This is a genomic window from Streptomyces sp. NPDC059718 (assembly GCF_042733315.1).
Classification (GTDB): domain Bacteria; phylum Actinomycetota; class Actinomycetes; order Streptomycetales; family Streptomycetaceae; genus Actinacidiphila.
Genome location: NZ_JBHWGA010000016.1, coordinates 119,030 through 142,374, shown reverse-complemented (window position 1 = coordinate 142,374; position 23,345 = coordinate 119,030). Strand labels below are relative to the sequence as shown.

Sequence of the window (23,345 nt, the reverse complement as noted above, 5' to 3'; positions counted from 1 at the left end):
CCTCCGGCTCCACCGACGGCGGGCGGAGCGGCGGGACGGCGGACCGGCTGAGCCTGCGCCCGAGGACCGTGCGCGCCAAGATCGTGTCCCTCCTCATGGTGCCCGTCGTTTCCCTGATGGCGCTGTGGGCCTTCGCCGCCGTCACCACGGCCCAGGACGTCTCCGGTCGGCTGCGCGCCCAGCGCATTGCAGAAACGATCCGTGAGCCGGTCGCCGACACCGTGACCACCCTGCAGGCCGAACGCCGCGCCGCCGCCCGCTACCTGGCCCGGCCCACCACCGAGGCCGCCGCCGAACTGAGCAGAAGCACCACGGCCACCGACCGTGCCGCCGCCCTGCTGCGGCTGGGCGGCGGCCACACGGTCGCCGACGGCACCGGCCTGCCGGGCACCGCGGCGGTGCGCGTCCGGACCTTCGTCGGCGACCTGGAGCGCCTGCGCAGGCAGCGCCCCGGCATCACCCAGGGAGCGGCGGACTGGCGGCAGACGTACCGCGCCTACACCGACGCCGTGACTGACGGATTCGCGATCGGCGGCGCCCTTGCCACGGGACGCGGCGAGCGTGCCGCCCTGGAGATCGGCCGTGCCGCGGAACAGCTGTCCCGCGAGGACGCCCTGTTCGCCGCGGCCGCGCTCACCCGCGGCCTGCCCACGGACCGTTACCGCGACCTGAGCGGTGCCGTCACCGCCCGCCGCGCCCTGCTCGCGGGCGCCACGGCCGACCTCGGCGGTGCCGGCCGCAGCGCCTGGCAGCGGCTGGCCCGGTCCACCGCGTACACGGACCTCGAGGCCATGGAGGACGCCGTCCTCGACGCCGGACCGGGCAAGGCCGCCGTGGACGGCGCGAGCCTCGCCACATGGGACCGGGCCACCGGACAGGTGCTGTCCGGGCTGGAGAGGTCCGCCAAGGCCGCCGCACCCGCGGACCGGCCCCTCGCGCACGGCCTGTTGAGCACCTCGGGCATCGCCGTCCTGCTCGGCCTCCTCGGCGTCGTCGCCTCCCTCTTCATCTCCGTACGGATCGGCCGCGGCCTCGTCGTCGAACTCGTCGGCCTGCGCAACACCGCGCTCGAACTCGCCCGACGCAAACTGCCGCGCGCCATGCGGCGGCTCCGTGCCGGCGAGGAGATCGACCTCGGCAAGGAGGCGCCGCTGGGCAGGCACGGCGCCGATGAGATCGGCCAGGTCGCCGAGGCCCTGGCCACCGTGCAGCGCGCCGCGCTGCGCGCCGCCGCGGAACGCGCCGAACTGGTCAACGGGGTCTCCGGCGTCTTCGTCAACCTCGCCCGCCGCAGCCAGGTCCTGGTGCACCGTCAGCTGGCGCTGCTCGACAGCATGGAACGGCGCACCGAGGACCCGGGCGAGCTGGAGGACCTGTTCAAGCTCGACCACCTCACCACCCGTATGCGGCGGCACGCCGAGGGCCTGATCATCCTCTCCGGCTCCGCTCCCGGCCGCGCCTGGAGCAAGCCCGTACCCCTCACCAATGTGGTGCGCGCCGCGGTCGCGGAGGTCGAGGACTACGCCCGCGTCGAGGTCCGCAGGCTCCCCCTCGCGGCGGTCGTCGGTTCCGCGGTCGCCGACCTCACCCATCTGATCGCCGAACTCGTCGAGAACGCGACCCAGTTCTCCCCGCCGCACACCAAGGTGCGCGTCTACGGCGAGCAGGTCGGCAACGGCTACGCCCTGGAGATCGAGGACCGCGGGCTCGGCATGGGCAAGGAGGCCATGGCCGAGGCCAACCGGCGCATCGCCCAGACCCAGGCGCTCGACCTGTTCGACAGCGACCGGCTCGGCCTGTTCGTCGTCAGCAGGCTCGCCCGGCGGCATGACGTCAGGGTCTCCCTGCGCTCCTCCCCGTACGGCGGCACCACCGCCGTCGTCCTGCTGCCCACCACCCTGCTCGACATGAGGGCGCCCGAAGCCCGCGCCCCACGGGGTGCCGGGGCGGGGGGCGCGGCGTCCGGCCCGCACGGACCCCGCCAGGGGTCCGCGGAGGTCCCGTCCCTGGCGGTGGCCTTCCCGCGCGGCGACGGCGACGGGCAGCCGCGTCCCTCCGCGCCCCGTTCCGTTCGTCCTCCGGAACACGGGCCTTTGCCCGTGCCGGCGCCCGCGCCCGTATCCGTGCCCGCACCGGCCCGCGGCGCGGCGCCCGCTCCCGCGTCCGTGGGCGCCCCTGTGGGCGTGCCTCCCGCCGAGGGCGGACTCCCGCGCCGCGTACGCCGTGCGAGCCTCGCCCCGCAGCTCCTGGAGCCCCGCGCACCCGAACGCGGCCCCCGGCCGCAGGACACGGGGCAGGACGTCCCGGAGCGGACCGCCGAGCAGGCGCGCTCGACGATGGCCGCCTTCCGCCGGGGCTGGATCCGCGGCGGCGGCGCCGGAGCCCGTGACACCGCCGACGGGGAACCGGCACCCGCAGGACCACGCCCCCTGCGGCCCGCCCCACAGCCCGGCGGCACCCGGCCAGGCCCGGGAGGGCCGGGCCACCACGACGGTCCGGACCCGACGCCCGGGGACGGCGAGCAGGACCACGCCCGCACCTCGGCCCGGGCACCCCGCGAAGGAGAGCACGGATGATCGACGCATCGAACCGGTCCGGTGAACTGGACTGGCTGCTGGACGACCTCACCGACCGGGTGGACAACGTCCGCCACGCCGTGGTGCTGTCGGGCGACGGCCTGGCCGTGGGCTCCTCCCGCGGGCTGACCCGGGAGGACGCCGAGCACCTGGCGGCCGTCGCTTCGGGCTTCCACAGCCTCGCCAAGGGCGCCGGACGCCACTTCGCGGCCGGCCAGGTCCGGCAGACCATGGTCGAACTCGACCACGGCTTCCTCTTCGTGGCGGCCGCGGGCGAGGGCTCCTGCCTCGCGGTGTTCACCGGCGCGGGCGCCGACGTCGGCCTGATCGCCTACGAGATGGCGCGCCTCGTCAAGCGCGTGGGCGAGCACCTGCACACCCCGCCGCGCCTCGGCGCCGCCGGCCCGGCCGCAGGCTGACCGGCGCACGGGTGATGAACGGCGCGCACCCGCGGAGCCCGGACGGCCACTGGTACGACGACGCGGCCGGGCCCCTGGTGCGCCCGTACGCCCTGACCGGCGGCCGCACCCGGCCCGACACGGCCGTCGCCGCCCTGGACCTCATCGCCCTGGTGCTCGCCGAACCCGGCGCCGCCGACGATCCCACGCTGGAGCCCGAGCACACCGCGCTGCTCGCGCTGTGCCGGGAAGAGCCCCTGTCGGTCGCGGAGCTGGCGGCCGACGCCGACCTCCCGGTGGGCGTCGTACGCGTCCTCCTCGGCGACCTCCTGACGCTCGGCAGCGTACGGGTGAGCAATCCCGTACCGCCGGCGCAGCTACCCGACGAGCGCATCCTGCGAGAGGTGATCAATGGACTCCGGGCACTCTGAGACGCCGGTCATGGCCCTGAAGATCCTCATCGCGGGGGGCTTCGGGGTCGGCAAGACCACCATGGTGGGCGCGGTGAGCGAGATCCGGCCGCTGCGCACCGAGGAGCAACTGACCGAGGCCGGGCGTCACGTGGACGACACCGGGGGCGTGGAGCGGAAGTCCACCACCACTGTGGCGATGGACTTCGGCAGGATCACCATCAGGGCGGGTCTGTCGCTGTACCTCTTCGGCACCCCCGGCCAGGACCGCTTCTGGTTCCTGTGGGACGAGCTGTCACAAGGGGCGCTCGGCGCGGTCGTGCTCGCCGACACCCGCCGCCTGGAGGAATGCTTCCCCGCCGTGGACTTCTTCGAGCACCGGAAGATCCCGTTCGCGGTCGCCGTCAACCGCTTCCCCGGCGCGTTGGAGCACCGCCCGGAGGACATCTCACGCGCCCTCGACCTGCAGGACGGCACCCCCGTCGTCCTCTGTGACGCACGGGACCGCGCATCGGGCAAGGAGGTGCTGATCGCCCTCGTCGAGCACGCCGGGCGGAGGCACGCGGCGCGCCTGCTGGAGTCGGTGCGCTGACGCTCCGCGGAGCGGCGGGGCACCCTAGCAGAACGGCGCCGCCGAAAAAGGATTTCACAGTGCATTGAGAGGCAGCCGAACCGGGTGCGTACAGGTGGCCAGACGGGGCGCACGGGCCCCGACGCCCCTACCGCGCAAGGAGTCCAGATGCACAAGCGGATCGGTGCCGCAGTCGCCGGAACGGCCGCTGCCCTCCTCCTCGTCACCGCCTGCGGCGGGTCGAACGGCTACAACCAGGCGAGCAGCGTGGCGCCGGCGGCCCAGCAACAGGACGCGGCCCAGTCGGCCACCTCGCAGCCCGGCTCCGGGACCACCTCCGGCGACTACGGGTACGACAGCGAGACTTCGGCCGACCCCTCCTCGGGCACCGACGACGGATACGCCGGCGGTACGGACGACAGCTCCGACAGCGGCAGCGCGGACGCCGCCTCCGACAAGAAGTGGCCCATCCTGTCCGTCGTCAACGACGCCAACCTGGGCGACATCCTCGTCGACTCCAAGGGCCGCACCCTGTACCGCTTCGACAAGGACACCGACTGGCCGATGGTGTCCAACTGCACCGGCGAGTGCCTCAAGAAGTGGCCGGCGGCCAAGCCCGTCACCAAGGCGCAGGCCGAGGCCGCCGGTCTCAACCCCAAGCTCGTCAGCACCTACACCCGTTCGGACGGCACCAAGCAGCTGTCGTACAACTGCTGGCCCGTCTACTGGTACGCCGGTGACACCAAGCCCGGTGACACCAACGGCCACGGCGTGGGCGGCACCTGGTGGGCCATGGGCGCCAACGGCAAGAAGGCCAACGGCGGCAAGCCGATCCGCTGACCCGTGCCGGCGGCGGGCGCCGGACGCTCAGTCCGCCACACCGGACTCGGCGAGCACCTTGTCGATCCGCACCCGCACCAGGAGTTCACCGGGCACCCCATTGCGCGCCCCGAACTCCTCGGCGACGTCCTCCCCCATGTAGCGGGCGGCGAGCCGGGTGGCCCACTCCCGCAAGGGACCGGGCTCCTCGCTCACCTCCGCCCGTCCCCGCAGGACCACGTACGCGAACGGCGGCCGGTCATCGTCCACGCACAGGGCGACCCGGCCGTCGCGCGTGATGTTGCGGCCCTTGACCGTGTCCTTGCCTGTGTTGAACACGACGTCGTCGCCGTCCAGCAGGAACCAGACGGGCGCCACATGGGGCGTGCCGTCCGCCCGCGTCGTCGCCAGCTTCCCCGTACGCGTCCCGGCGGAGACGAAGGCCCGCCACTCTTCCTCGGTCATCCTGTGTCCCATGCCCCCATCCTGCCCCGGACGGCGGCGGACGGCCTCAGGACCCGCTGGAGGGGTGCGGCGGCTCGACCTCCTGGTACAGCGGCACGTCCACCCGTCCGCGCCGCAGCAGCCGGCGCCAGAGCACCGGGTCGTACTCCTGCGGCGTGGTGGTGGCGAGGAAGTCCTCCAGTACGTCGACGAAACGCCCGGGCGCGTCATGGTGCGGGAAATGCCCGGCGTCCTCGAACAGCTCCAGCCGGCTGCCCGGCATCGCGGTGTGCGCCCTCAGCGCATGACGCACCGGGATCACCCCGTCGTGCTCGCCCCACATGATGAGGGTCGGCAGGCCCGCCGTCAGATAACTGCGGTCCATCATCGTGATGACCTGCCCCCGCAGGTCCACCCCGGCGCGCAGGGTGCGCAGGAAGGCCTGACGCGCCTCGGAGCTGTCGAGCATGAGGTAGCGCTCCAGGACGTAGTCGAAGTCGTGGCGGCCCAGCCCGAGCCCGCCGGTGGTCCGCAGCAGCGGCGCGAGCAGCCGCAGCGCCCCGCGCACGGGCGGCGAAGTCGCCATCGGCAGCGTCACTTCAGAACCCGGGCCCGCCGCCAGCCGCAGCAGCGGGTGCACCTCCGGCCCCAGACCGCCGCCCCCCACGATCACCAGGCGTTCGCACCGCTCCGGGAACTGGTAGGCGAACTGCATCGCCACGCCCGCCCCGAGCGAGTGGCCCACGACCGACACCCGGTCGACGTCCAGCACGCCCAGCAGGTCGCGCATGCCGCACGCGTAGGCCGCCACCGCGTAGTCGGCGCGGGGCTGCTCGCTGTCACCGTGGCCCAGCAGGTCCGGCGCGATGACCGTGTGCCGCCGCCCCAGCCGGGGCAGGATGTGCGCCCACGTCGCCGACGAGTCGCCGAGGCCGTGGATCAGCAGCAGCGGCGGCCCGCTGCCGCCCAGCCGGAACGCGCGCCGGTAGCCGTGGATGTCGCGATGGACCAGAGGAACGCCCTGCGAACCGTCCTCCGTGTCCGGGGCGGGACCGTAGACCCGGCGCACGACCTGTCCCCGTTCCATGCGTCCAGCGTGCGACAGCGGGGTTTCCCCCGCAATGCCGCGCCGTTAGCGCGACGTGAACGCGCTTGCGGTGGGAGGAGTGGGGCCGGGCAGGGTACGTCGCTCCGTCGCGTCCCGCACCTGAGGGCGTCCGGTGGAAAGGGATTGTGAGATGTCACAGTCGGCGCCACGAAGGGGGCGTTCGTGGGTCAGACTGTGCCCCTCCCCATCGAACCCATGGTCGACCGAGGACCTCACGCATGCGCCTGCGCCCCCGCACCATCCGCACGCAACTCGTGGTACTTCTCCTGGTGCCGCTGCTCTCGCTGGCGGGTCTGTGGACATACAGCACCTTCACCTCGGTGCGCGGGGCCTTCGCCCTCATGGGGATCGCCGACACCTACCGCTACTACGGGACCCCCGCGGACGACCTGGGGCGGGCCCTGCAGGTCGAGCGGCGCGTCGCCATCGCCTATGTGGCGTCCGACGGCGCGAGCGGCGGGCCCGAGTTGGAGGGCGCCGAGCGCACCACCGACCGGCTGCTCGCGGTCGTCCGCGACCACGCGCGCGAACAGGCGCAGGGAACCAAGCTCGACCTCGCCCAGCGGCAGCGGATCACCGAACTGATCACCGCCGCGAAGGACCTGGAGCCGCTGCGCGAGGACGTCCGGCAGCGCGACGTCGGCTGGTCGATGACGCTCCACCGCTACTCGGCTGTGATCGACCCCATCTTCCGGCTGCGCGGATCGCTCGCAGCGCTCCAGAGCGGCGAGGTCGCCCGGCAGGGCGGATTCGTCATCGACCTCGTACGGGCCAGGGAACTGCTGTCCCGCGAGGACGCCATGCTCACCGCCGCGCAGCTCGGTCCCGCCATGACGGGCAGCCAGTACCGCGAGTTCATCGGCACCATCGACGGCCGCAAGCTGCTGCACTCCATCGTCGACCCCGAGTTGACCAAGGCCGCCAAGGAGCGGCTCGACGAGTTCGAGGGCGGCAGCGTCGCCTGGACACTGGACTCCATGGAGACCGCGGCGCGTTCGGCGGGCGCCAAGGACGTCGGCCTGGTCGTCTCCCAGGACCGCTGGCGCCAGAACGCCGACCGGGCGCTCGCCGAACTCAGCGACATCAACGTCGACGCCGCCCGCGAGGTCGGCGAGCGGGCCCGCGACGACGGCATGGACGTGCTGGTGCGGACCGGCGCGGTCAGCCTCGCCGGACTGTTCCTCGTCGTCCTGTCGGTCGTCATCTCCCTGCTCATCGGGCGCGGCATCGCCCGCCGGCTCACGCTGCTGCGCAACCAGGCCCTGGAGCTGTCCGGGAGGCGCCTGCCGGAGGTGCTCCGCAGGCTCCGCGCCGGCGAGGAACTCGACGACGCCGCGGTCGCCCGGGCCGCACCCGACCTGCGCTTCGGCGCCGACGAGATCGGACAGGTCGGCCGGGCCTTCAACAACGCCCAGCGCGCCGCCGTCCAGGCGGCCGTCGACCAGGAGAAGCTGCGCCGCGGGGTCTCCGCCGTCTTCACCAACCTGGCCCGCCGCAGCCAGGTGCTGCTGCACCGTCAGCTGACGCTGCTCGACGCCATGGAACGCCGCTCCGGAGACCCGGCGGACCTGGACGACCTGTTCCGCGTCGACCACATCGCCGTCCGCATGCGCCGGCACGCCGAGGGCCTGCTGATCCTCTCCGGCAACGCACCAGGCCGCGCCTGGCGCCGACCGGTCCGGCTCGCGGAGGTGGCGCGTGCCGCGGTCGGCGAGGTCGAGCACTACCAGCGGGTCGTCGTCCGGCGCATGCCCCGGGTGGCGCTGACCGGCCCCGCGATCGCCGACGTGCTGCACCTGCTGGCGGAACTCATCGACAACGCCACCGCCTTCTCGCCGCCCGACACCAAGGTCGAGGTGCGCGGCGAGGTGGTCGCGGGTGGCTACGTCCTGGAGGTCGAGGACCGCGGTCTGGGCATGAGCGCCGAGCGGCTCGCCCAGGCCAACAACGAACTCGGCGAGGCCGGCGCGGGAACGGAGCTCCCGGAGACGGACCGGCTGGGCCTGTTCACCGTCGGGCGGCTCGCCGCGCGGCAGGGGGTGCGCGTCACCCTGCGCCGCGGGCGGTTCGACGGCACGGTGGCGGTGGTGTTCGTCCCGCAGTCGGTGCTCGTGGACGCCTCGGGCGACGACCTCGAGACCGGCGAGCAGGTGCTGCGCCCGCGGGCCGTGCCCGAGCCGCCGGGGCCGGACCGGGCCGACACGGCGCCGCGCACGCCACGGCCGCGGCGGGGACCGACCAGGCCGCGCGAGGAGGGGCGTACCGGGACGGGGTTGCCGAAGCGGCAGCGGCAGGCCAGTCTCGTAGCGCAACTGAGGGACGACGGGGCGCACCAGAGCCCGGCGGAGTCGCTTGGCGGGGGAGAGGAAAGGGAACGATCTCCGGAAGAGGCTCGTTCCACCATCACGGCGTTCGCCCGCGGCCTGGCCCGCGGCAGGGACGCCGCAGCACCGCAAGGGACAGCGGAGACCGGGGAGAACGGGGGATGACGGTGAGCAGTGGACTCACATGGCTGATGGACGATCTGACAGAGCGGGTGCCGCACGTCAGGCACGCGCTGGTGCTCTCCGGCGACGGTCTGGTGACCGGGGCGAGCACGAGTCTGGACCGTGCCACGGCCGAGCACCTGGCCGCCGTCTCGTCCGGGTTCCACAGCCTCGCCAAGGGCGCGGGCCGGCACTTCGACGCGGGCGGCGTGCGGCAGACGATGGTCGAGTTCGACGACGGCTTCCTGTTCGTCACGGCCGCGGGCGAGGGCAGTTGCCTGTCGGTGCTCAGCGGTGTGCAGGCCGACGTCGGGCAGATCGCCTACGAGATGACCCTCATGGTCCACCGGGTCGGTGAACACCTCGGTGTCACGCCGCGCCGGCACGACGCGGCGGCACCGGGGGAGTGATGAAGCATGAACCCGAGCCCGCCGGGAGACGAGGGCGCGCTCTGGTATGACGACGAGGCCGGTCCGATGGTGCGCGCCTACACCATCACCGGCGGCCGCACCCGGCCGGACTCCGACGGTGACGTCGACCTGATCGCCGTCATGGTCCCGGCCGTCGGCACGGCCCCGGACGACCACCTCGACGAGGAGCACCTGGCCCTCCTGGACCTGTGCCGGGACAGCCCGCTCACCGTGGCCGAACTGGCCGCGGACGCCGACCTCGCGCTCGGCGTCGTCCGCGTGCTGCTCGGCGACCTCCTCCGGGACGGCCACCTGCGGGCCATCCGGCCCGTACCGCCGGCCGAACTGCCCGACGTGGGGCTGCTCAAGGACGTCATCGACGGCCTGCGCGCCCTGTGAGCCGGGCCGCCGCCGCGGCGGCGTTGTCGGACCCCGGGCGTACGGTGACCGCATGGAGGGGATCACGTACGTCCGGGGGGACGCCACCGCGCCGCAGGGCAAGGGCGTCAAGCTGATCGTCCACGTCTGCAACGACCTGGGCGGCTGGGGCAAGGGATTCGTGGTCGCGCTCTCCCGCCGCTGGCCGGAACCCGAGGCCGCGTACCGGCGGTGGCACCGCGAGCGTGCCGGCAACGACTTCGGCCTGGGTGCCGTCCAGTTCGTCCGGGTCGGTGAGTGGGTCTGGGTGGCCAATCTCGTCGGGCAGCGCGGCATCCGCAGAGGCAGCAAGGGCGTGCCGGTGCGGTACGAGGCGATCGACGCGGGGCTGGCCCTGGTGGCGGAGAAGGCGGCGGAGCTGGGCGCGTCCGTGCACATGCCGCGCATCGGGTGCGGGCTCGCGGGCGGCCGGTGGGAGCGGGTCGCGCCGTCGGTCGAGGGGCGGCTCGTGCGCCGTGGGATCTCCGTGACCGTGTACGACCACGGGGCCTGACGCGGAGTTATCCACAGGCCCGGGCGGATGTCGCCGCGAGGACCTATCGTCGTGACTGTCAGTGATGAGTCGCTACGGAAGGTCAGGGGGAGTGGCATGGCTGTCAAGGAGACCGTCGTCCGGGAGGCGCTCGGCATGCAGCGCGCCCGGGAGGAACTGTGCCTGGAGGCCGAGGAGTTCGCGGTCGCGCTGCAGACCGGTGAGGTACGCACGACACCGGCCGTCGGCGGGCGCCGGCGTGTCGTACGGGCGGACGTGGACCGGCTGCGCGCGGAGGAGGGCTTTCCCGACCGGCTGCGCGCGCGGCTGGAGTTGGTGGGCAGCATCGAGGGCGCCGCGCTGATCGGGATCAGCCGGGAGCGCTTCACCCGGCTCGCCAAGGGCGGCTTCCTCCGCCCCGTCCGCTGGTACGTCAACCGCTACCGCGCCGTGGTGTGGCTCTATCTCGCCGAGGACGTACGGCGGTTCGCCCGGGCCCATCCCGCCCTGCTGGAGGGCCGGCTGCCCGCCGAGCTGCGCGACGCCCTCGACGAGGGCGAGGACCACCGCGCCCGCGGCTGGCGGGCCCGCCGTGTCGAGGAACTCGTACGCGACGCGGAGGGCGCCTGGGGCGAGGCGGCCGCCTGGTCCGCCCTGCTGGGCCCGGAACTGGCCGCCGACGCGGTTCCGGACACCCGTGAGCGGGCCTACCTGCGTCGGCTCTGCCCGGCGCTCCCACCGGGGAGTACGGGCTCCTACGCGACGCGCGAGCTCATCGAGGCCCAGACCGTCGCCTGCCACCCCGACGAGATCACCTTCGCCCAGGTCTCGCTCGCCGACGCGCTCCTCAGAGCCCGTGCCTCCCGTCCCGCCCCGCGCCCCGAGCGTGCCACCCCAGCCGCCACCCCAGGCCCGCCGATCGCCACGCCGCCCCCTGCCCCGCCTCCCCCACCGCCCGCGGCACCGCGCAGCCGCTGGCGACGCCTCCTCGGACTGTGATGACCGGACAGGCCCTCGCACCGCGCGCCACCAGGCGGTGATGACGACGTCGTGACCGATCGACTCGTCGAGGGCGCGGTGGAGTGCGAGGCTGACGATCCGCCGAAAAGCAGGTGCGGCAGGGCGGCGGCAGGGGTGAGACTGCTCGGGCGGCCGGCGCCCGTCGAGTGCCCGCCATCCCCCTCATCTCCAAGGAGCCCGCGCTTGCAGGGTGTTGTCACCGTCTCGCCTTCCCAGGTGCCCGAGCTCCTGCTCAACCTGGCCACCGTCCGCCCGGTCTTCCTGTGGGGCGCCCCGGGCATCGGGAAGTCGTCCCTGGTCAGGGAGTTCGCTGACTCGCTGGGACTGGACTGCGTGAGTCTCATCGGGACGCAGCTGGCTCCGGAGGACCTCATCGGCGTACCGCAGATCGTCGACGGCCGCTCGCGCTTCTGCCCCCCGGAGACGATCGCCCGCGACGAGCCGTACTGCCTCTTCCTCGACGAGCTGAACGCGGCCACCCCCGATGTGCAGAAGGCCTTCTACTCGCTGATCCTCGACCGCCGCATCGGCTCGTACGAGCTGCCGCCCGGCAGCATCGTGATCGGTGCGGGCAACCGTGCCACCGACAACGCGCTGGCACGGCCGATGGCCTCCGCGCTGGTCAACCGGCTCGCGCACGTCCATCTGCGGGCCTCCGCGGCGGACTGGCTGGTCTGGGCGGCGGGCGCGGGTATCCATCCGTGGATCACCGACCACCTCACCGACCGGCCGGACCACCTGTGGTCCGCGCCGCCCAAGACCGAGGAGCCGTTCTCCACCCCGCGCGCCTGGCACATGCTCTCCGACGCGCTGCACTCCTTCGGACCCGCTCTGGACGAGGGGACGCTGAAGGTGCTGGCCTACGGCACGCTCACCCCGGCGCACGCCACGGCCTTCTGCGGCTACGTCAAGATCGTCCGGCACTCGTACGGGCTGGACGCCATCCTCAAGGGGGACGCTTCCTGGCCGCGCCGCATCGAGGACCGCGACCTGCTCTACTACCTCGCCGACTCCTTCCGCGGGCGTCTGATCAAGGAGTTGCCGGCGCAGCGGGAGCACGCGTCCCCGGCCGTGCGGCAGATGGCCTACCGGGCCAAGTCGCTGCTGGTGCAGTTGGCGGAGATCTCGGTCGAGGTCGCCCAGACCGTGATCGCCGACGGTGACGACGACAACCCGGTGCTGCCCTCCTGGTTCCTGCTGGAGGCCGCCCGCGACATGCCGCGCCTGGTCGAGGCACGCCGGTGAGCGGCGCGCGCGGCGACAGGTCCCGGGCGCGGTCGGCACCCCGCAAGGACCCCGCGGCCGAGGCGTTCGCCGCCGGCGTCGACCTGCTGCGCCGCAACACCGCCCTCGCCGCGCTCTCCGCCGTCAACGGCCGTCTGTGCCGCGGTGAGGAGTGCAAGGAGCACCCTCGCGACGGCTGGGCCTCGGTCACCTCCAACGGCGTCGTGCACGCCGACCCCCTGCGCCGCGCGGACCCGCTGGAGTGGGCCTGGGTGCTGGCGCACTGCCTCCTGCACCTGGGCTTCGGGCACGTGCCGGCCGCCAGGGGCCCGCGCGAGCAGCCCGACCGGTTCGACCTCGCCGCCCGCTGCGCGGTGGTCAACCGCTTCCTGGACACCTTCCCCGTGGGCCGGGCGCCCGTCGCGCTGCCCCCGGTGTTCCCGGACGGCGACGAGGAACAACTGGCGGCACGCTGGCGCCGCGACGGCATCCCCGCCGGGTTCGCGGCGTGCGGCACCGCAGGCCCGCAGCCGGACCAGGTGCTCCACCCCTGGCAACCGTCCTGGAGCGCACCGGAGGACTGGACCGTCGCCTTCGCGAGCGCCCTGACCCGGACGATGTCGGCGGCCATGGACGTCGCCGGGGGCCGCCGCGAGGAGCTCACCGGGGCCCGGCGCCCGCTGCGTCCCTGGGAGCGCGCCCTGAGCTGGTTCGTCTCCTCCTACCCGCTGCTCGGCGGCATCGCCGCCGGGATGACCCTGGTCGCCGACGCCGAACTCGCCCGCGCCCAGCGGATCTCGGTGGCGGCGGTCAACGCCGAGGCGGGGGAGATCTACCTCAACCCCCTGTGCCGGTACAGCGACGAGGAATGGCGGTTCATCCTCGCCCACGAGATGCTGCACGCCGCGCTGCGCCACGGCGACCGCCGGGGCGGCCGGGACCCGTACCTGTTCAACGTCGCCGCCGACTACGTGATCAACGGCTGGCTGCTGGAGATGGGTGTCGGGCAGATGCCCGAGGGCCTGCTGCACGACCCCGCCCTGGCCGGACTGTCCAGCGAGGAGGTCTACGACCGCATCGCGCGGGACCAGCGGCGGTTGCGTCGTCTCGCCACGCTGCGCGGCAAGGGCCTCGGGGACGTGCTCGGGGAGCCGCTGCCGCGCCCCGGGGAGACCGCCCCCACATGGGTGGACCTGGACGAGTTCTACCGGCGCGGGCTGCTCCAGGGCTTCGAACTGCACCACCGCGAGCGCGGACTCCTCCCCGCCGGACTCGTCGAGGAGATCCGCGCGCTGTCCCACCCACCGCTGCCGTGGGACGCCAGGCTCGCCCGCTGGTTCGACGAGTACGTGCCCCGTCCCGAGGCGGTGCGCAGTTTCGCCCGCCCGGCCCGTCGGCAGGCGTCCACACCGGACATCCCCAGGGCCGGCCGCAGCCACCCGACGCAGGAAGTGGCCCGCTGCACCTTCGGCGTGGTGCTGGACACCTCCGCGTCCATGGGCCGGACGCTGCTCGGCAAGGCGCTCGGCGCCATCGCGTCCTACGCCACCGCCCGCGACGTGACGGCCGCCCGCGTGGTGTTCTGCGACGCCGCCCCCTTCGACGCGGGCTACCTGGCGGTGACCGAGATCGCCCACCGGGTACGCGTCAGGGGCCGTGGCGGCACCGTGCTGCAGCCCGGTGTCGACCTCCTCCAGCGCGCCCCGGACTTCCCGCCGACGGCCCCGGTCCTGCTGATCACGGACGGCGACTGCGACGTCCTGCGCATACGCCGCGAACACGCCTTCCTGGTCCCCCAGGACGCCCGCCTTCCGTTCACGCCCAAGGGCCCGGTCTTCCGCATGCGCTGAGGCCCGGTCGGCGGAAGGAGGCCCCCGGAGCCGGAACCAGACCGGCACCGGCTCCCGGGACCCTCAGCCGCCGTGCTTCCGGAACAGCCCCTCCTGGACCACGGAGACCAGCAGCCGGCCCTCGCGGTCGTAGATGCGGCCGCGGGCCAGGCCGCGCGCGCCGGTCGCGACCGGGGACTCCTGGTCGTACAGGAACCACTCGTCGGCGCGGAACGGCCGGTGGAACCACATCGCGTGGTCCAGGGAGGCCATGTCGAAGCCGCGCGGCCCCCACAGCGGCTCGACCGGTACGCGCACGGCGTCCAGCAGCATCATGTCGCTGGCGTACGTGAGGGCGCAGGTGTGCACCAGCGGGTCGTCGCCGAGCGGGCCCACCGCGCGCATCCAGACCGCGCTGCGCGGCTCGGCGCCCTCGATCTCCTCGGCGGTCCAGCGCAGGCGGTCCACGTAGCGGATGTCGAACGGCTGCCGTCGCGCCATCCGCTCCAATTGCTCGGGCAGTTCGCCGAGGTGTTCGCGCAGTTCGTCGCTCAGCTTCGGCAGGCTCTCCGGGTCCGGGACCTCGCGCATCGGCAGCTGGTGCTCGAACCCGGGCTCCGGCACGTGGAAGGAGGCGGTCAGGTTGAAGATCGTCCGGCCCTGCTGCACCGCGACCACGCGCCGCGTCGTGAAGGAGCGGCCGTCGCGGATCCGTTCCACCTGGTACACGATCGGCATCCCGGGGCGCCCCGGGCGCAGGAAGTACGCGTGCAGGGAGTGCACCGGACGGCTGCCGTCCGTGGTGCGCCCGGCCGCGACCAGCGCCTGGCCCGCCACCTGTCCGCCGAACACCCGCTGGAGGCGTTCCTGGGGGCTCTGCCCGCGGAAGATGTCCTCCTCGATCCTCTCCAGGTCGAGGAGGTCCACCAGCCGCTCGGCGGGGTTGGTCATCGGGCCTGCTCCTTCGTGCGGGTGGTCGCCCTCGCGGTCACAGCGCGCCCACGGCCGTCACCTTGACCACCGCGCGGCCCTCCTCGTCGGAGGCGGTGAGGTCGATCTCGGCGGAGATGCCCCAGTCGTGGTCGCCGTCGGGGTCCGCGAAGGTCTGGCGGACCTTCCACAGCCCCTCGTCGGGACGCTCCTCGATCTGCAGCAGCTTCGGGCCGCGCGCGTCGGGCCCGGTGCCCAGGTCCTCGTACTCGTCCCAGTAGGCGTCCATGGCCTCGGCCCAGGCGTCGGCGTCCCAGCCGGACCCGGCGTCCATCTCGCCGAGTTCGCCGAACCGCTCCAGCGCCGCCAGCTCCACCCGGCGGAACAGGGCGTTGCGCACCAGCACCCGGAAGGCGCGGGCGTTGGCCGTGACGGGCTTGACCTGGTCGGCCCGCTCCTGGGCCTCCTCGGCCGTCATCTCCCCGGGGTTGGCGAGCTGCTCCCACTCGTCCAGCAGGCTGGAGTCGACCTGGCGGACCAGCTCGCCGAGCCAGGCGATCAGGTCCTGCAGGTCCTCGGACTTCAGGTCGTCCGGGACGGTGTGCTCCAGCGCCTTGTACGCGCTCGCCAGGTAGCGCAGCACGATGCCCTCGGTCCGGGCGAGCTCGTAGTGGGAGACGAACTCGGTGAAGGTCATCGCCCGTTCGTACATGTCGCGTACGACCGACTTGGGCGACAGCGGGTGGTCGCCGACCCACGGGTGGCTCTTGCGGTAGACGCCGTAGGCGTGCGACAGCACCTCCTCCAGCGGCTTGGGGTAGGAGATGTCCTGGAGCCGCTCCATCCGCTCCTCGTACTCCACCCCGTCGGCCTTCATGGCGGCGACGGCCTCGCCGCGCGCCTTGTTCTCCTGGGCGGCGAGGATCTGCCGGGGGTCGTCGAGGGTCGACTCGATCACCGACAGCATGTCCAGCGCGTAGGAGGGCGACTCCGGGTCCAGCAGTTCGAACGCGGCCAGCGCGAAGGTGGACAGCGGTTGGTTGAGCGCGAAGTGCTGCTGCAGGTCCACCGTCAGCCGGACGATGCGCCCCTCCTCGTCGGGCTCGTCCAGCCGCTCCACGACCCCGCCCGCGAGCAGCGAGCGGTAGATCGCGATGGCCCGCCGGATGTGCCGCAACTGGGACCTGCGGTCCTCGTGGTTGTCCTCCAGCAGCCGACGCATCGCGTCGAAGGCGTTGCCGGGGCGGGCGATGACCGACAGCAGCATCGCGTGGGTGACCCGGAACCGGGAGGTCAGCGGCTCGGGATCGGAGGCGATGAGCTTCTCGAAGGTGCTCTCCGTCCACCCGACGAAGCCCTCGGGCGCCTTCTTGCGCACCACCTTGCGGCGTTTCTTGGGGTCCTCGCCGGCCTTCGCGAGGGCCTTCTCGTTCTCGATCACATGCTCCGGCGCCTGGGCGACCACGAAGCCCGACGTGTCGAAGCCGGCCCGCCCGGCGCGGCCCGCGATCTGGTGGAACTCACGGGAGCGCAGCACGCGCACGCGGCTGCCGTCGTACTTGGTGAGGGCGGTGAAGAGCACCGTGCGGATGGGCACGTTGACGCCGACACCAAGGGTGTCCGTGCCGCAGATGACCTTCAGCAGCCCCGCCTGCGCCAGCTTCTCTACCAGGCGCCGGTACTTGGGCAGCATGCCGGCGTGGTGCACCCCGATGCCGTGCCGGACGTAACGCGACAGGTTGCGGCCGAACTTCGTGGTGAAGCGGAAGTTCCCGATGAGTTCCGCGATGGCGTCCTTCTCGGCGCGCGTGCACATGTTGATGCTCATCAGCGCCTGCGCCCGCTCCACGGCCGCCGCCTGCGTGAAGTGCACGATGTAGACGGGGGCCTGGCGGGTCTCCAGCAGCTCGGTCAGCGTCTCGGTGAGCGGGGTCAGCCGGTACTCGTACGACAGCGGCACCGGCCGCGTCGCCGAGCGCACGACGGACGTGGGCCGGCCGGTACGGCGTGTGAGGTCCTTCTCGAAGCGCGTGACGTCGCCGAGCGTCGCCGACATCAGCAGGAACTGCGCCTGCGGCAGCTCCAGCAGGGGGATCTGCCACGCCCAGCCCCGGTCCGGCTCCGCATAGAAGTGGAACTCGTCCATGACGACCTGGCCGATGTCGGCGTCCTTGCCGTCCCGGAGCGCTATCGACGCCAGCACCTCCGCCGTGCAGCAGATGACGGGCGCGTCCGGGTTGACGGAGGCGTCGCCGGTCAGCATGCCCACGTTCTCGGTGCCGAAGAGCTTGCACAGGTCGAAGAACTTCTCCGACACCAGCGCCTTGATCGGGGCGGTGTAGAAGGTGACCTCGTCCCGGGAGAGCGCGGCGAAGTGCGCACCGGCCGCGACCAGGCTCTTCCCCGAGCCGGTGGGGGTGGACAGGATGACGTTCGCCCCCGAGACCACCTCGATCAGCGCTTCCTCCTGGGCGGGGTAGAGGGAGATGCCCCGGCCCTCCGCCCAGGACGAGAAGGCCTCGAAGAGGGCGTCGGGATCGGGCTCTGCAGGCAGCTGATCGATGAGGGTCACACCCCCATCTTGCCTGTCCCCGGGACCAGGGGAGGAACCGGCGGTACGGAGGAAGATCGACCGGCGGTATGGTGTGCCGTCGATTACGCGTCAACTCCGCCTGCAGGCGGGTCGAAAGGGGCGGGGCACACCATGATGGGACCGGCGCACTCTATCTCCGGAGCGGCGGCATGGCTGGGGGTGGGAGCACTCGCCGCCGCGCTCGACCACCCGATGCCCTGGCCGACGCTCGTGGTCGGCGCACTGATCTGTGCCGGCGCCGCCCTCGCCCCCGACCTCGACCACAAGGCGGCCACGATATCGCGGGCCTTCGGGCCGGTCTCCCGGTGGTTCTGCGAGATCGTCGACAAGCTCTCGTACGCGACCTACAAGGCCACGCGCAAGGCCGGCGACCCGCGCCGTTCCGGTGGTCACCGCACACTGACCCATACCTGGGTGTGGGCCGTCGCGATCGGCGGGGGCGCCTCGCTGATCGCCGTGTACGGCGGGCGCTGGGGGGTCCTGGTGATCCTGTTCGTGCACGCCGTGCTCGCCGTCGAGGGACTGCTGTGGCGGCAGGCCCGGGTCTCCAGCGACATCCTGGTGTGGCTGCTCGGCGCCACCAGCGCCTGGGTGCTGGCCGACGTGCTGGACGGCACCGAGAACGGCAAGGGCTGGCTGTTCACCGAGCCCGGGCAGCAGTACCTGTGGATCGGCATCCCCATCGTGCTCGGCGCCCTCGTGCACTGCATCGGCGACGCCCTGACCGTCTCGGGCTGCCCGATCCTGTGGCCCATCCCGATCGGCCGCAAGCGCTGGTTCCCGCTGGGCCCGCCGAAGGCCATGCGGTTCCGCGCGGGCAGCTGGGTCGAGATCAAGGTGCTCACGCCGATCTTCTTCGCCGCCGGCGGACTGGGCGCGCTGGGGGCACTCGGCATCTTCGGCGGCTGAGCCCGCCACCCGCGCCACCCCGTGGCCCCGGCCGTCGCAGGACGGCCGGGGCCACGCGTATCAGCACGAACGCGCTCCGGGCCTAACCGTGCCAGGACCGCCACAGGGCGGCGTAGGCGCCGTCGGCCTCCACCAGCTGGTGGTGGCTGCCCAGCTCGCTGATCCGGCCGTCCTCGACGACCGCGATCAGGTCCGCGTCGTGCGCGGTGTGCAGCCGGTGCGCGATGGCCACCACGGTCCTGCCGTCCAGCACGCGGGCCAGCGACCGTTCCAGATGGCGGGCCGCGCGCGGGTCCAGCAGCGAGGTGGCCTCGTCCAGCACCAGGGTGTGCGGGTCGGCGAGGACCAGCCGCGCCAGCGCCACCTGCTGCGCCTGGGCCGGGGTCAGCGCGGCGCCGCCCGAGCCGACCTCGGTGTCCAGGCCGTCGTCGAGCGCCCGTGCCCAGCCCTCGGCGTCGACCGCGGTGAGCGCCGCCCACAGCTCGTCGTCACCCGCTCCCGCGCGGGCCAGCAGCAGGTTGTCACGGAGCGTGCCGACGAAGACGTGGTGCTCCTGGTTGACCAGGGCCACGTGCTCGCGGACCCGTTCCGCGGGCATCCGGGCCAGCTGGGCGCCGCCCAGGGTGATCTCGCCGGTCCGTGGGCTGTAGATCCCGGCCAGCAGCCGCCCCAGCGTCGACTTGCCCGCCCCGGACGGGCCGACCAGGGCCAGCCGGGTGCCGGGGCGGACCCGCAGGCTCACCCCGTGCAGCACGTCGCTGCCGGCGCGGTAGCCGAAGCGCACCTCGTCGGCGTGGACGTCGCGGCCGTCCGGCGCCACCCGCTCGTCCCCGGCGCCCTGCTCCACCTCCCGGACGCCGACCAGCCGGGCCAGCGACACCTGGGCCACCTGCAGCTCGTCGTACCAGCGCAGGATGAGGTTGATCGGGTCGACCAGCATCTGCGCGTACAGCGCGCCCGTCGTCAGCTCGCCCACCGTCACGCGGCCGTGCAGGACCAGCGTCCCGCCGATCAGCAGCACCGCCGCGAGGATCAGCATGTACGTCACGTTGATCACCGGGAAGAGCACGCTGCGCAGCCACATCGTGTAGCGCTCCCACGCCACCCACTGGCGGATGCGGATGCGCGACAGCTCCTCGCGGCGGTCGCCGAGCCGGTGCGCCTCGATGGTGCGCCCGGCGTCCACCGACTCCGCGAGGACCGCCGAGACGGCCGCGTACCCGGCAGCCTCGGATCGGTACGCCCGCGGCGCGCGCCGGAAGTACCAGCGGCAGCCGGCGAGCAGCACCGGTACGGCCACCAGCACCGCCAGTGCCAGCGGCGGCGAGGTGACCGTCAGCGCGCCGAGCAGCAGGCCGCTCCACACCACGGCGATCGCCAGCTGCGGGACGGCCTCCCGCATCGCGTTGGACAGCCGGTCGATGTCGGTGGTGATGCGGGACAGCAGGTCGCCCGTGCCCGCCCGCTCCAGGACACCGGGGGGCAGCCCCACGGACCGTACGAGGAAGTCCTCGCGCAGGTCCGCCAGCATCCGCTCGCCCAGGATCGCGCCGCGCAGCCGCACCTCCCGGACGAACACCGTCTGCACGGCGAGTGCGACGGCGAACAGCGCCATGGTGCGTCCGATGTGCAGGTCGCGGTGGCCCGCCGCCAGGTCCTCGACGAGCCCGCCCAGCAGATAGGGGCCGACCATCGAGGCGACGACGGCGACGGTGTTCACCGAGACGAGTACGGCGAACGCACCCCGGTGCCGCCGGGCCAGCTCGCCGACGTAACCGCGCACCGTGGCGGGCGAGCCCACCGGCAGGGTCGTCACGTGCCGCGGCGCGGCCGGGTCGTACTCCGGCGGTTTCACGCCGATCATGCGGTTTCCTCGGCTTTCTCGAGACGTGCGGGTTCCTCGGGCTCCTGTTCGGTCTCGCGGGTGACCACCGCGCGGTAGCCGAGGTCGGCCCGGAGCAGTTCGCGGTGCGTGCCGGACGCGCGCACCGTGCCGTCCTCGACGAACACCACCCGGTCGGCGCGGTCCAGCAGCAGCGGGCTGGAGGTGAGGACCACCGTCGTCCGGTCGGCGCGCAGCGCCCTGATGCCCTGGGCGATCCGGGCCTCGGTGTGCGTGTCGACGGCGCTGGTCGGCTCGTCCAGCACCAGGACCTCCGGATCGGCGACGAGCGACCGGGCCAGCGCCAGCCGCTGCCGCTGGCCGCCGGACAGGGACCGTCCGCGCTCGGTGATGCGGGAGCGCATCGGGTCCCCTGAGTCGTCGACCGAGGCCTGGGCCAGTGCGTCGAGCACGTCGCCGCATTGCGCCGCCGCGAGGGCTTCGGCCGCGGTGACCTGGCCGGAGGCGGGGACGTCCAGCAGTTGGGTCAGCGTTCCGGACAGCAGCACCGGGTCCTTGTCCTGGACCAGCACGGCCGCGCGGGCCGCCGCGAGCGGCAGGTCGTCCAGCGCCGTCCCGCCGAGCAGTACCGAGGGGGCGTCCCCGGTCCCGGCCGGGCTGTGCCCGCCCAGCCGGTCGGCGAGGGCGCCGGCCGCGTCCGGGTCCCCGCACACCACGGCGGTCAGTTCCCCGGCCGGGGCGAGCAGCCCCGTCAGCGGGTCGTGGAGGTCGCCCGCCGGCAGCGGTCCCGTGCCCGTCGTGGCTCCGCCGTCGTCGCCCGTGGTGTCCCGCCGCAGTGCCAGCACGGCGGCGGCGCGCTTGGCGGAGGGCCGGGAGAAGGAGTACGCCATCGCGATCTCCTCGAAGCCCCGCAGCGGGAACAGCAGGAAGACCACCGTCCCGTAGACGGTGACCAGTTCGCCCACGGTGATCCGTCCGTCCAGCGCCAGCCGCGCGCCGTACCAGGTCACCGCGAGCAGCAGCAGGCCGGGCAGGGCCACTTGCACGGCGCTGATCAGCGCCCACATCCGGGCGTTGCGGACGGCGGCGCTGCGGACCTCCTGCGAGGCCCGACGGTAGCGGGTCAGGAACAGCTCCTCGCCGCCGATGCCGCGCAGCACCCGCAGTCCGGCCACCGTGTCGGAGGCGAGTTCGGTGGCCTTGCCCGCCTTGGCGCGCTGTTCGTCCGCGCGCCGCGTCGCGTGCGGCAGCAACGGCAGCACCGCCAGGGCCAGTACGGGGACACCCGCGGCCACGATCAGCCCCAGTTCGGGCCGGTACACCAGCAGGGCGACGGTGACGCCGACGGTCGCCAGCAGGGAGCAGGCGAAGCGGGCCAGCGCCTCGACGAACCAGCCGATCTTCTCGACGTCGCCGGTGCTCACCGCGACGACCTCGCCTGCCGCGACCCGCCGGGTGAGCAGCGAGCCCAGTTCCAGGGTCTTGCGCGACAGCAGGAGCTGCACCCGGGCGGCCGCGGAGATCCAGTTGGTGACGGCGGTGCGGTGCAGCATGGTGTCGCCGACGGCGGTCACCACGCCCAGGGCGAGGATCAGGCCGCCCGCGAGCGCGAGCCGTCCGCCGGAGCCGTCGACGACGGCCTGCACGGCGATGCCGACGGCGGCCGGGAAGCAGGCCACGGCCGCCATGTGGAGGGTGCCCCACAGCGTGGCCTTGATCTGGCCGCCGATCTGGCGCTGTTCCAGCCAGAGCAGGAAACGGAAGCCGGAGCGGGTGTCGGGGACACCCGGGTCGGCATGGGGGAGAGCGCGTAGCGACATGACGTCCCGACATCGATGCTGGGGTGGGAGGAGACGTGCCAGCGTCGCGTCATTGAGGTGACGAATTCAACCCGTTTTTTCCCGGAGCGGGGGGAACGGGACACGGTCCGCATCCGTCCTCACCGAAGGGTGCGAAGATGGAACGCGACTTCAGGGCAGAGGAGCGGTTCGAGTGAGGCGTGGGGCGGGGACGGTGGTCGTCGCGGCGGCGCTGGTGCTGCTCGCCGGCTGTGCCGGGGGCGCGGAGAAGCACCGGGACACGTCGGGGCACGCCGTGAAGCAGCCGCCGCGCGCCACCCAGGCGGGCGCCACGCGTGGGATACCGGGCGTCGGCCCCGCGCTGCGGTCCCGCATCCCGGCCGACTCCCGCCAGGTCGTCGCGGTGTACGGGGAGGGTGCGGGATCGGCCGACTCGACCATCGTGCTGTACACCCGGCAGGGCGACCTGTGGAAGCGCGAGCGTTCGTGGTCCGGGCACAACGGCAGGGGCGGCTGGACGGCCGACCACCACGAGGGGGACAAGAAGAGCCCCGTGGGTGTCTTCACGCTCTCGGACGCAGGCGGCGTCCTGCCCGAGCCGCAGGCGCGGCTCCCCTACCACCGCTCGTCCGCCTTCGCCGCGCCGCGGTCGTGGTCCCGATCGCACTGGCACGACTTCGACCTCGTCATCGCCATCGACTACAACCGGGTCAAGGGCACCTCCCCGCTGGATCCCACCCGCCCCCAGGGCCAGTCCAAGGGCGGCAGCATCTGGCTGCACATGGACCACGGCAGCGGCACGTCGGCGTGCGTCAGCCAGTCCAAGGCCGACATGGAGTACCTGCTGCGCACGCTCGATCCGGCGCTGCACCCGGTCGTGGTGATGGGGGACCGGGAGCACCTGGCGGCCTGACGGCGGTTCAGGACGCCCTGTCGCGAGGCCGGTAGGCCCTCTGCAAGAGCGAAGCAGAGTGTTTCCGCAAGAAGTTGAAAGTTTTTCCACGCGACATATTGACGCTACCCGTCCGCGGGGCCAGTCTCCTACCCGGAGTTCCCACGGGCGGGA

General features: G+C 73.2%; 20 protein-coding genes. 14 read left to right on the top strand and 6 right to left on the bottom strand.

Going from position 1 to position 23,345, the window contains the following annotated elements:
- Positions 1–68: 68 nt before the first annotated feature.
- The 5 genes from ACFV3E_RS19920 (at position 69) to ACFV3E_RS19900 (ending at position 4,795) form a co-directional block, all read left to right on the top strand.
- A complete protein-coding gene (locus ACFV3E_RS19920; RefSeq protein WP_500535826.1) occupies positions 69–2,576 on the top strand; it encodes a sensor histidine kinase in 2,508 nt (835 codons plus the stop codon).
- Positions 2,573–2,995 carry a roadblock/LC7 domain-containing protein gene (locus ACFV3E_RS19915; protein WP_499515451.1) on the top strand — a complete coding sequence of 141 codons (423 nt, stop codon included), beginning with the start codon at positions 2,573–2,575 and terminating at the stop codon, positions 2,993–2,995. Before ACFV3E_RS19920 ends, ACFV3E_RS19915 begins: the two co-directional genes overlap by 4 nt.
- Before the next feature lie 14 nt (positions 2,996–3,009).
- Positions 3,010–3,405: a DUF742 domain-containing protein gene (locus ACFV3E_RS19910; RefSeq protein WP_500535796.1), complete on the top strand. Its 396-nt coding sequence runs from the start codon at positions 3,010–3,012 to the stop codon at positions 3,403–3,405.
- The gene (locus ACFV3E_RS19905; protein ID WP_500535795.1) at positions 3,386–3,976 is read left to right on the top strand and encodes a GTP-binding protein; all 591 of its coding nucleotides are present in this window, start codon (positions 3,386–3,388) and stop codon (positions 3,974–3,976) included. The genes ACFV3E_RS19910 and ACFV3E_RS19905 overlap by 20 nt, the downstream gene beginning before the upstream one ends.
- Before the next feature lie 147 nt (positions 3,977–4,123).
- Positions 4,124–4,795 (top strand): hypothetical protein, encoded by a 672-nt coding sequence (locus ACFV3E_RS19900; protein WP_500363770.1) that lies wholly within the window; start codon positions 4,124–4,126, stop codon positions 4,793–4,795.
- 27 nt (positions 4,796–4,822) lie between these two features.
- Here the strand turns inward: ACFV3E_RS19900 and ACFV3E_RS19895 are convergent, their stop codons facing one another.
- Both ACFV3E_RS19895 and ACFV3E_RS19890 read right to left on the bottom strand, forming a co-directional pair.
- A complete protein-coding gene (locus ACFV3E_RS19895) occupies positions 4,823–5,251 on the bottom strand; it encodes a PPOX class F420-dependent oxidoreductase (RefSeq protein WP_500323247.1) in 429 nt (142 codons plus the stop codon).
- 34 nt (positions 5,252–5,285) lie between these two features.
- Positions 5,286–6,305 (bottom strand): alpha/beta fold hydrolase, encoded by a 1,020-nt coding sequence (locus ACFV3E_RS19890; RefSeq protein ID WP_500535794.1) that lies wholly within the window; start codon positions 6,303–6,305, stop codon positions 5,286–5,288.
- A 239-nt stretch (positions 6,306–6,544) separates the two neighbouring features.
- Between ACFV3E_RS19890 and ACFV3E_RS19885 the strand changes: the two genes are divergently transcribed.
- The 7 genes from ACFV3E_RS19885 to ACFV3E_RS19855 all read left to right on the top strand — a co-directional run bounded on the left by ACFV3E_RS19885 (position 6,545) and on the right by ACFV3E_RS19855 (position 14,226).
- Positions 6,545–8,815, top strand: coding sequence for a sensor histidine kinase (locus ACFV3E_RS19885; protein ID WP_500535793.1), 2,271 nt, complete (start codon positions 6,545–6,547; stop codon positions 8,813–8,815).
- The gene (locus ACFV3E_RS19880; RefSeq protein ID WP_018562311.1) at positions 8,812–9,222 is read left to right on the top strand and encodes a roadblock/LC7 domain-containing protein; all 411 of its coding nucleotides are present in this window, start codon (positions 8,812–8,814) and stop codon (positions 9,220–9,222) included. The genes ACFV3E_RS19885 and ACFV3E_RS19880 overlap by 4 nt, the downstream gene beginning before the upstream one ends.
- 6 nt (positions 9,223–9,228) lie before the next feature.
- Positions 9,229–9,621: a DUF742 domain-containing protein gene (locus tag ACFV3E_RS19875; RefSeq protein WP_499515458.1), complete on the top strand. Its 393-nt coding sequence runs from the start codon at positions 9,229–9,231 to the stop codon at positions 9,619–9,621.
- A gap of 52 nt (positions 9,622–9,673) precedes the next feature.
- Positions 9,674–10,153, top strand: coding sequence for a macro domain-containing protein (locus ACFV3E_RS19870; protein WP_500535792.1), 480 nt, complete (start codon positions 9,674–9,676; stop codon positions 10,151–10,153).
- A gap of 96 nt (positions 10,154–10,249) precedes the next feature.
- Positions 10,250–11,131, top strand: a complete 882-nt coding sequence (locus tag ACFV3E_RS19865) for a DUF6397 family protein (RefSeq protein ID WP_500535791.1) — start codon at positions 10,250–10,252, stop codon at positions 11,129–11,131.
- 204 nt (positions 11,132–11,335) lie between these two features.
- Complete coding sequence (locus ACFV3E_RS19860) at positions 11,336–12,397, top strand: ATP-binding protein (RefSeq protein ID WP_500535790.1); 1,062 nt, start codon at positions 11,336–11,338, stop codon at positions 12,395–12,397.
- On the top strand, positions 12,394–14,226 hold the full coding sequence (locus ACFV3E_RS19855) for a vWA domain-containing protein (protein WP_500535789.1): 1,833 nt from the start codon (positions 12,394–12,396) through the stop codon (positions 14,224–14,226). The genes ACFV3E_RS19860 and ACFV3E_RS19855 overlap by 4 nt, the downstream gene beginning before the upstream one ends.
- A 63-nt stretch (positions 14,227–14,289) precedes the next feature.
- Here ACFV3E_RS19855 and ACFV3E_RS19850 read toward each other — a convergent pair whose 3' ends face one another.
- Both ACFV3E_RS19850 and ACFV3E_RS19845 read right to left on the bottom strand, forming a co-directional pair.
- A complete protein-coding gene (locus ACFV3E_RS19850; protein WP_500360279.1) occupies positions 14,290–15,156 on the bottom strand; it encodes an acyl-CoA thioesterase in 867 nt (288 codons plus the stop codon).
- Positions 15,157–15,193: 37 nt separating this feature from the next.
- Positions 15,194–17,707, bottom strand: a complete 2,514-nt coding sequence (locus tag ACFV3E_RS19845) for a DEAD/DEAH box helicase (RefSeq protein WP_500535788.1) — start codon at positions 17,705–17,707, stop codon at positions 15,194–15,196.
- 132 nt (positions 17,708–17,839) lie between these two features.
- Between ACFV3E_RS19845 and ACFV3E_RS19840 the strand changes: the two genes are divergently transcribed.
- Entirely contained in the window at positions 17,840–18,637 is a 798-nt protein-coding gene (locus ACFV3E_RS19840) for a metal-dependent hydrolase (protein WP_499515465.1), read from the top strand.
- An 82-nt stretch (positions 18,638–18,719) separates the two neighbouring features.
- On the opposite strand, the gene ACFV3E_RS19835 is transcribed toward ACFV3E_RS19840, so the two are convergent.
- Both ACFV3E_RS19835 and ACFV3E_RS19830 read right to left on the bottom strand, forming a co-directional pair.
- Positions 18,720–20,501 (bottom strand): ABC transporter ATP-binding protein, encoded by a 1,782-nt coding sequence (locus tag ACFV3E_RS19835; RefSeq protein WP_500535787.1) that lies wholly within the window; start codon positions 20,499–20,501, stop codon positions 18,720–18,722.
- Positions 20,498–22,300 carry an ABC transporter transmembrane domain-containing protein gene (locus ACFV3E_RS19830; protein WP_500535786.1) on the bottom strand — a complete coding sequence of 601 codons (1,803 nt, stop codon included), beginning with the start codon at positions 22,298–22,300 and terminating at the stop codon, positions 20,498–20,500. The genes ACFV3E_RS19835 and ACFV3E_RS19830 overlap by 4 nt, the downstream gene beginning before the upstream one ends.
- A gap of 172 nt (positions 22,301–22,472) precedes the next feature.
- Here ACFV3E_RS19830 and ACFV3E_RS19825 point away from each other — a divergent pair, with 172 nt between their 5' ends.
- Complete coding sequence (locus tag ACFV3E_RS19825; protein ID WP_500535785.1) at positions 22,473–23,192, top strand: L,D-transpeptidase family protein; 720 nt, start codon at positions 22,473–22,475, stop codon at positions 23,190–23,192.
- Positions 23,193–23,345: the final 153 nt, after the last annotated feature.

What these genes read in the sequence shown, in the direction of transcription:
- ACFV3E_RS19915 (WP_499515451.1), top strand. Translation starts at nt 2,573, where the DNA reads ATGATCGACGCATCGAACCGGTCCGGTGAACTGGACTGGCTGCTGGAC.
- ACFV3E_RS19910 (WP_500535796.1), top strand. Translation starts at nt 3,010, where the DNA reads ATGAACGGCGCGCACCCGCGGAGCCCGGACGGCCACTGGTACGACGAC.
- ACFV3E_RS19905 (WP_500535795.1), top strand. Translation starts at nt 3,386, where the DNA reads ATGGACTCCGGGCACTCTGAGACGCCGGTCATGGCCCTGAAGATCCTC.
- ACFV3E_RS19900 (WP_500363770.1), top strand. Translation starts at nt 4,124, where the DNA reads ATGCACAAGCGGATCGGTGCCGCAGTCGCCGGAACGGCCGCTGCCCTC.
- ACFV3E_RS19895 (WP_500323247.1), bottom strand. Translation starts at nt 5,251, where the DNA reads ATGGGACACAGGATGACCGAGGAAGAGTGGCGGGCCTTCGTCTCCGCC.
- ACFV3E_RS19890 (WP_500535794.1), bottom strand. Translation starts at nt 6,305, where the DNA reads ATGGAACGGGGACAGGTCGTGCGCCGGGTCTACGGTCCCGCCCCGGAC.
- ACFV3E_RS19885 (WP_500535793.1), top strand. Translation starts at nt 6,545, where the DNA reads ATGCGCCTGCGCCCCCGCACCATCCGCACGCAACTCGTGGTACTTCTC.
- ACFV3E_RS19880 (WP_018562311.1), top strand. Translation starts at nt 8,812, where the DNA reads ATGACGGTGAGCAGTGGACTCACATGGCTGATGGACGATCTGACAGAG.
- ACFV3E_RS19875 (WP_499515458.1), top strand. Translation starts at nt 9,229, where the DNA reads ATGAACCCGAGCCCGCCGGGAGACGAGGGCGCGCTCTGGTATGACGAC.
- ACFV3E_RS19870 (WP_500535792.1), top strand. Translation starts at nt 9,674, where the DNA reads ATGGAGGGGATCACGTACGTCCGGGGGGACGCCACCGCGCCGCAGGGC.
- ACFV3E_RS19865 (WP_500535791.1), top strand. Translation starts at nt 10,250, where the DNA reads ATGGCTGTCAAGGAGACCGTCGTCCGGGAGGCGCTCGGCATGCAGCGC.
- ACFV3E_RS19850 (WP_500360279.1), bottom strand. Translation starts at nt 15,156, where the DNA reads ATGACCAACCCCGCCGAGCGGCTGGTGGACCTCCTCGACCTGGAGAGG.
- ACFV3E_RS19840 (WP_499515465.1), top strand. Translation starts at nt 17,840, where the DNA reads ATGATGGGACCGGCGCACTCTATCTCCGGAGCGGCGGCATGGCTGGGG.
- ACFV3E_RS19835 (WP_500535787.1), bottom strand. Translation starts at nt 20,501, where the DNA reads ATGATCGGCGTGAAACCGCCGGAGTACGACCCGGCCGCGCCGCGGCAC.
- ACFV3E_RS19830 (WP_500535786.1), bottom strand. Translation starts at nt 22,300, where the DNA reads ATGTCGCTACGCGCTCTCCCCCATGCCGACCCGGGTGTCCCCGACACC.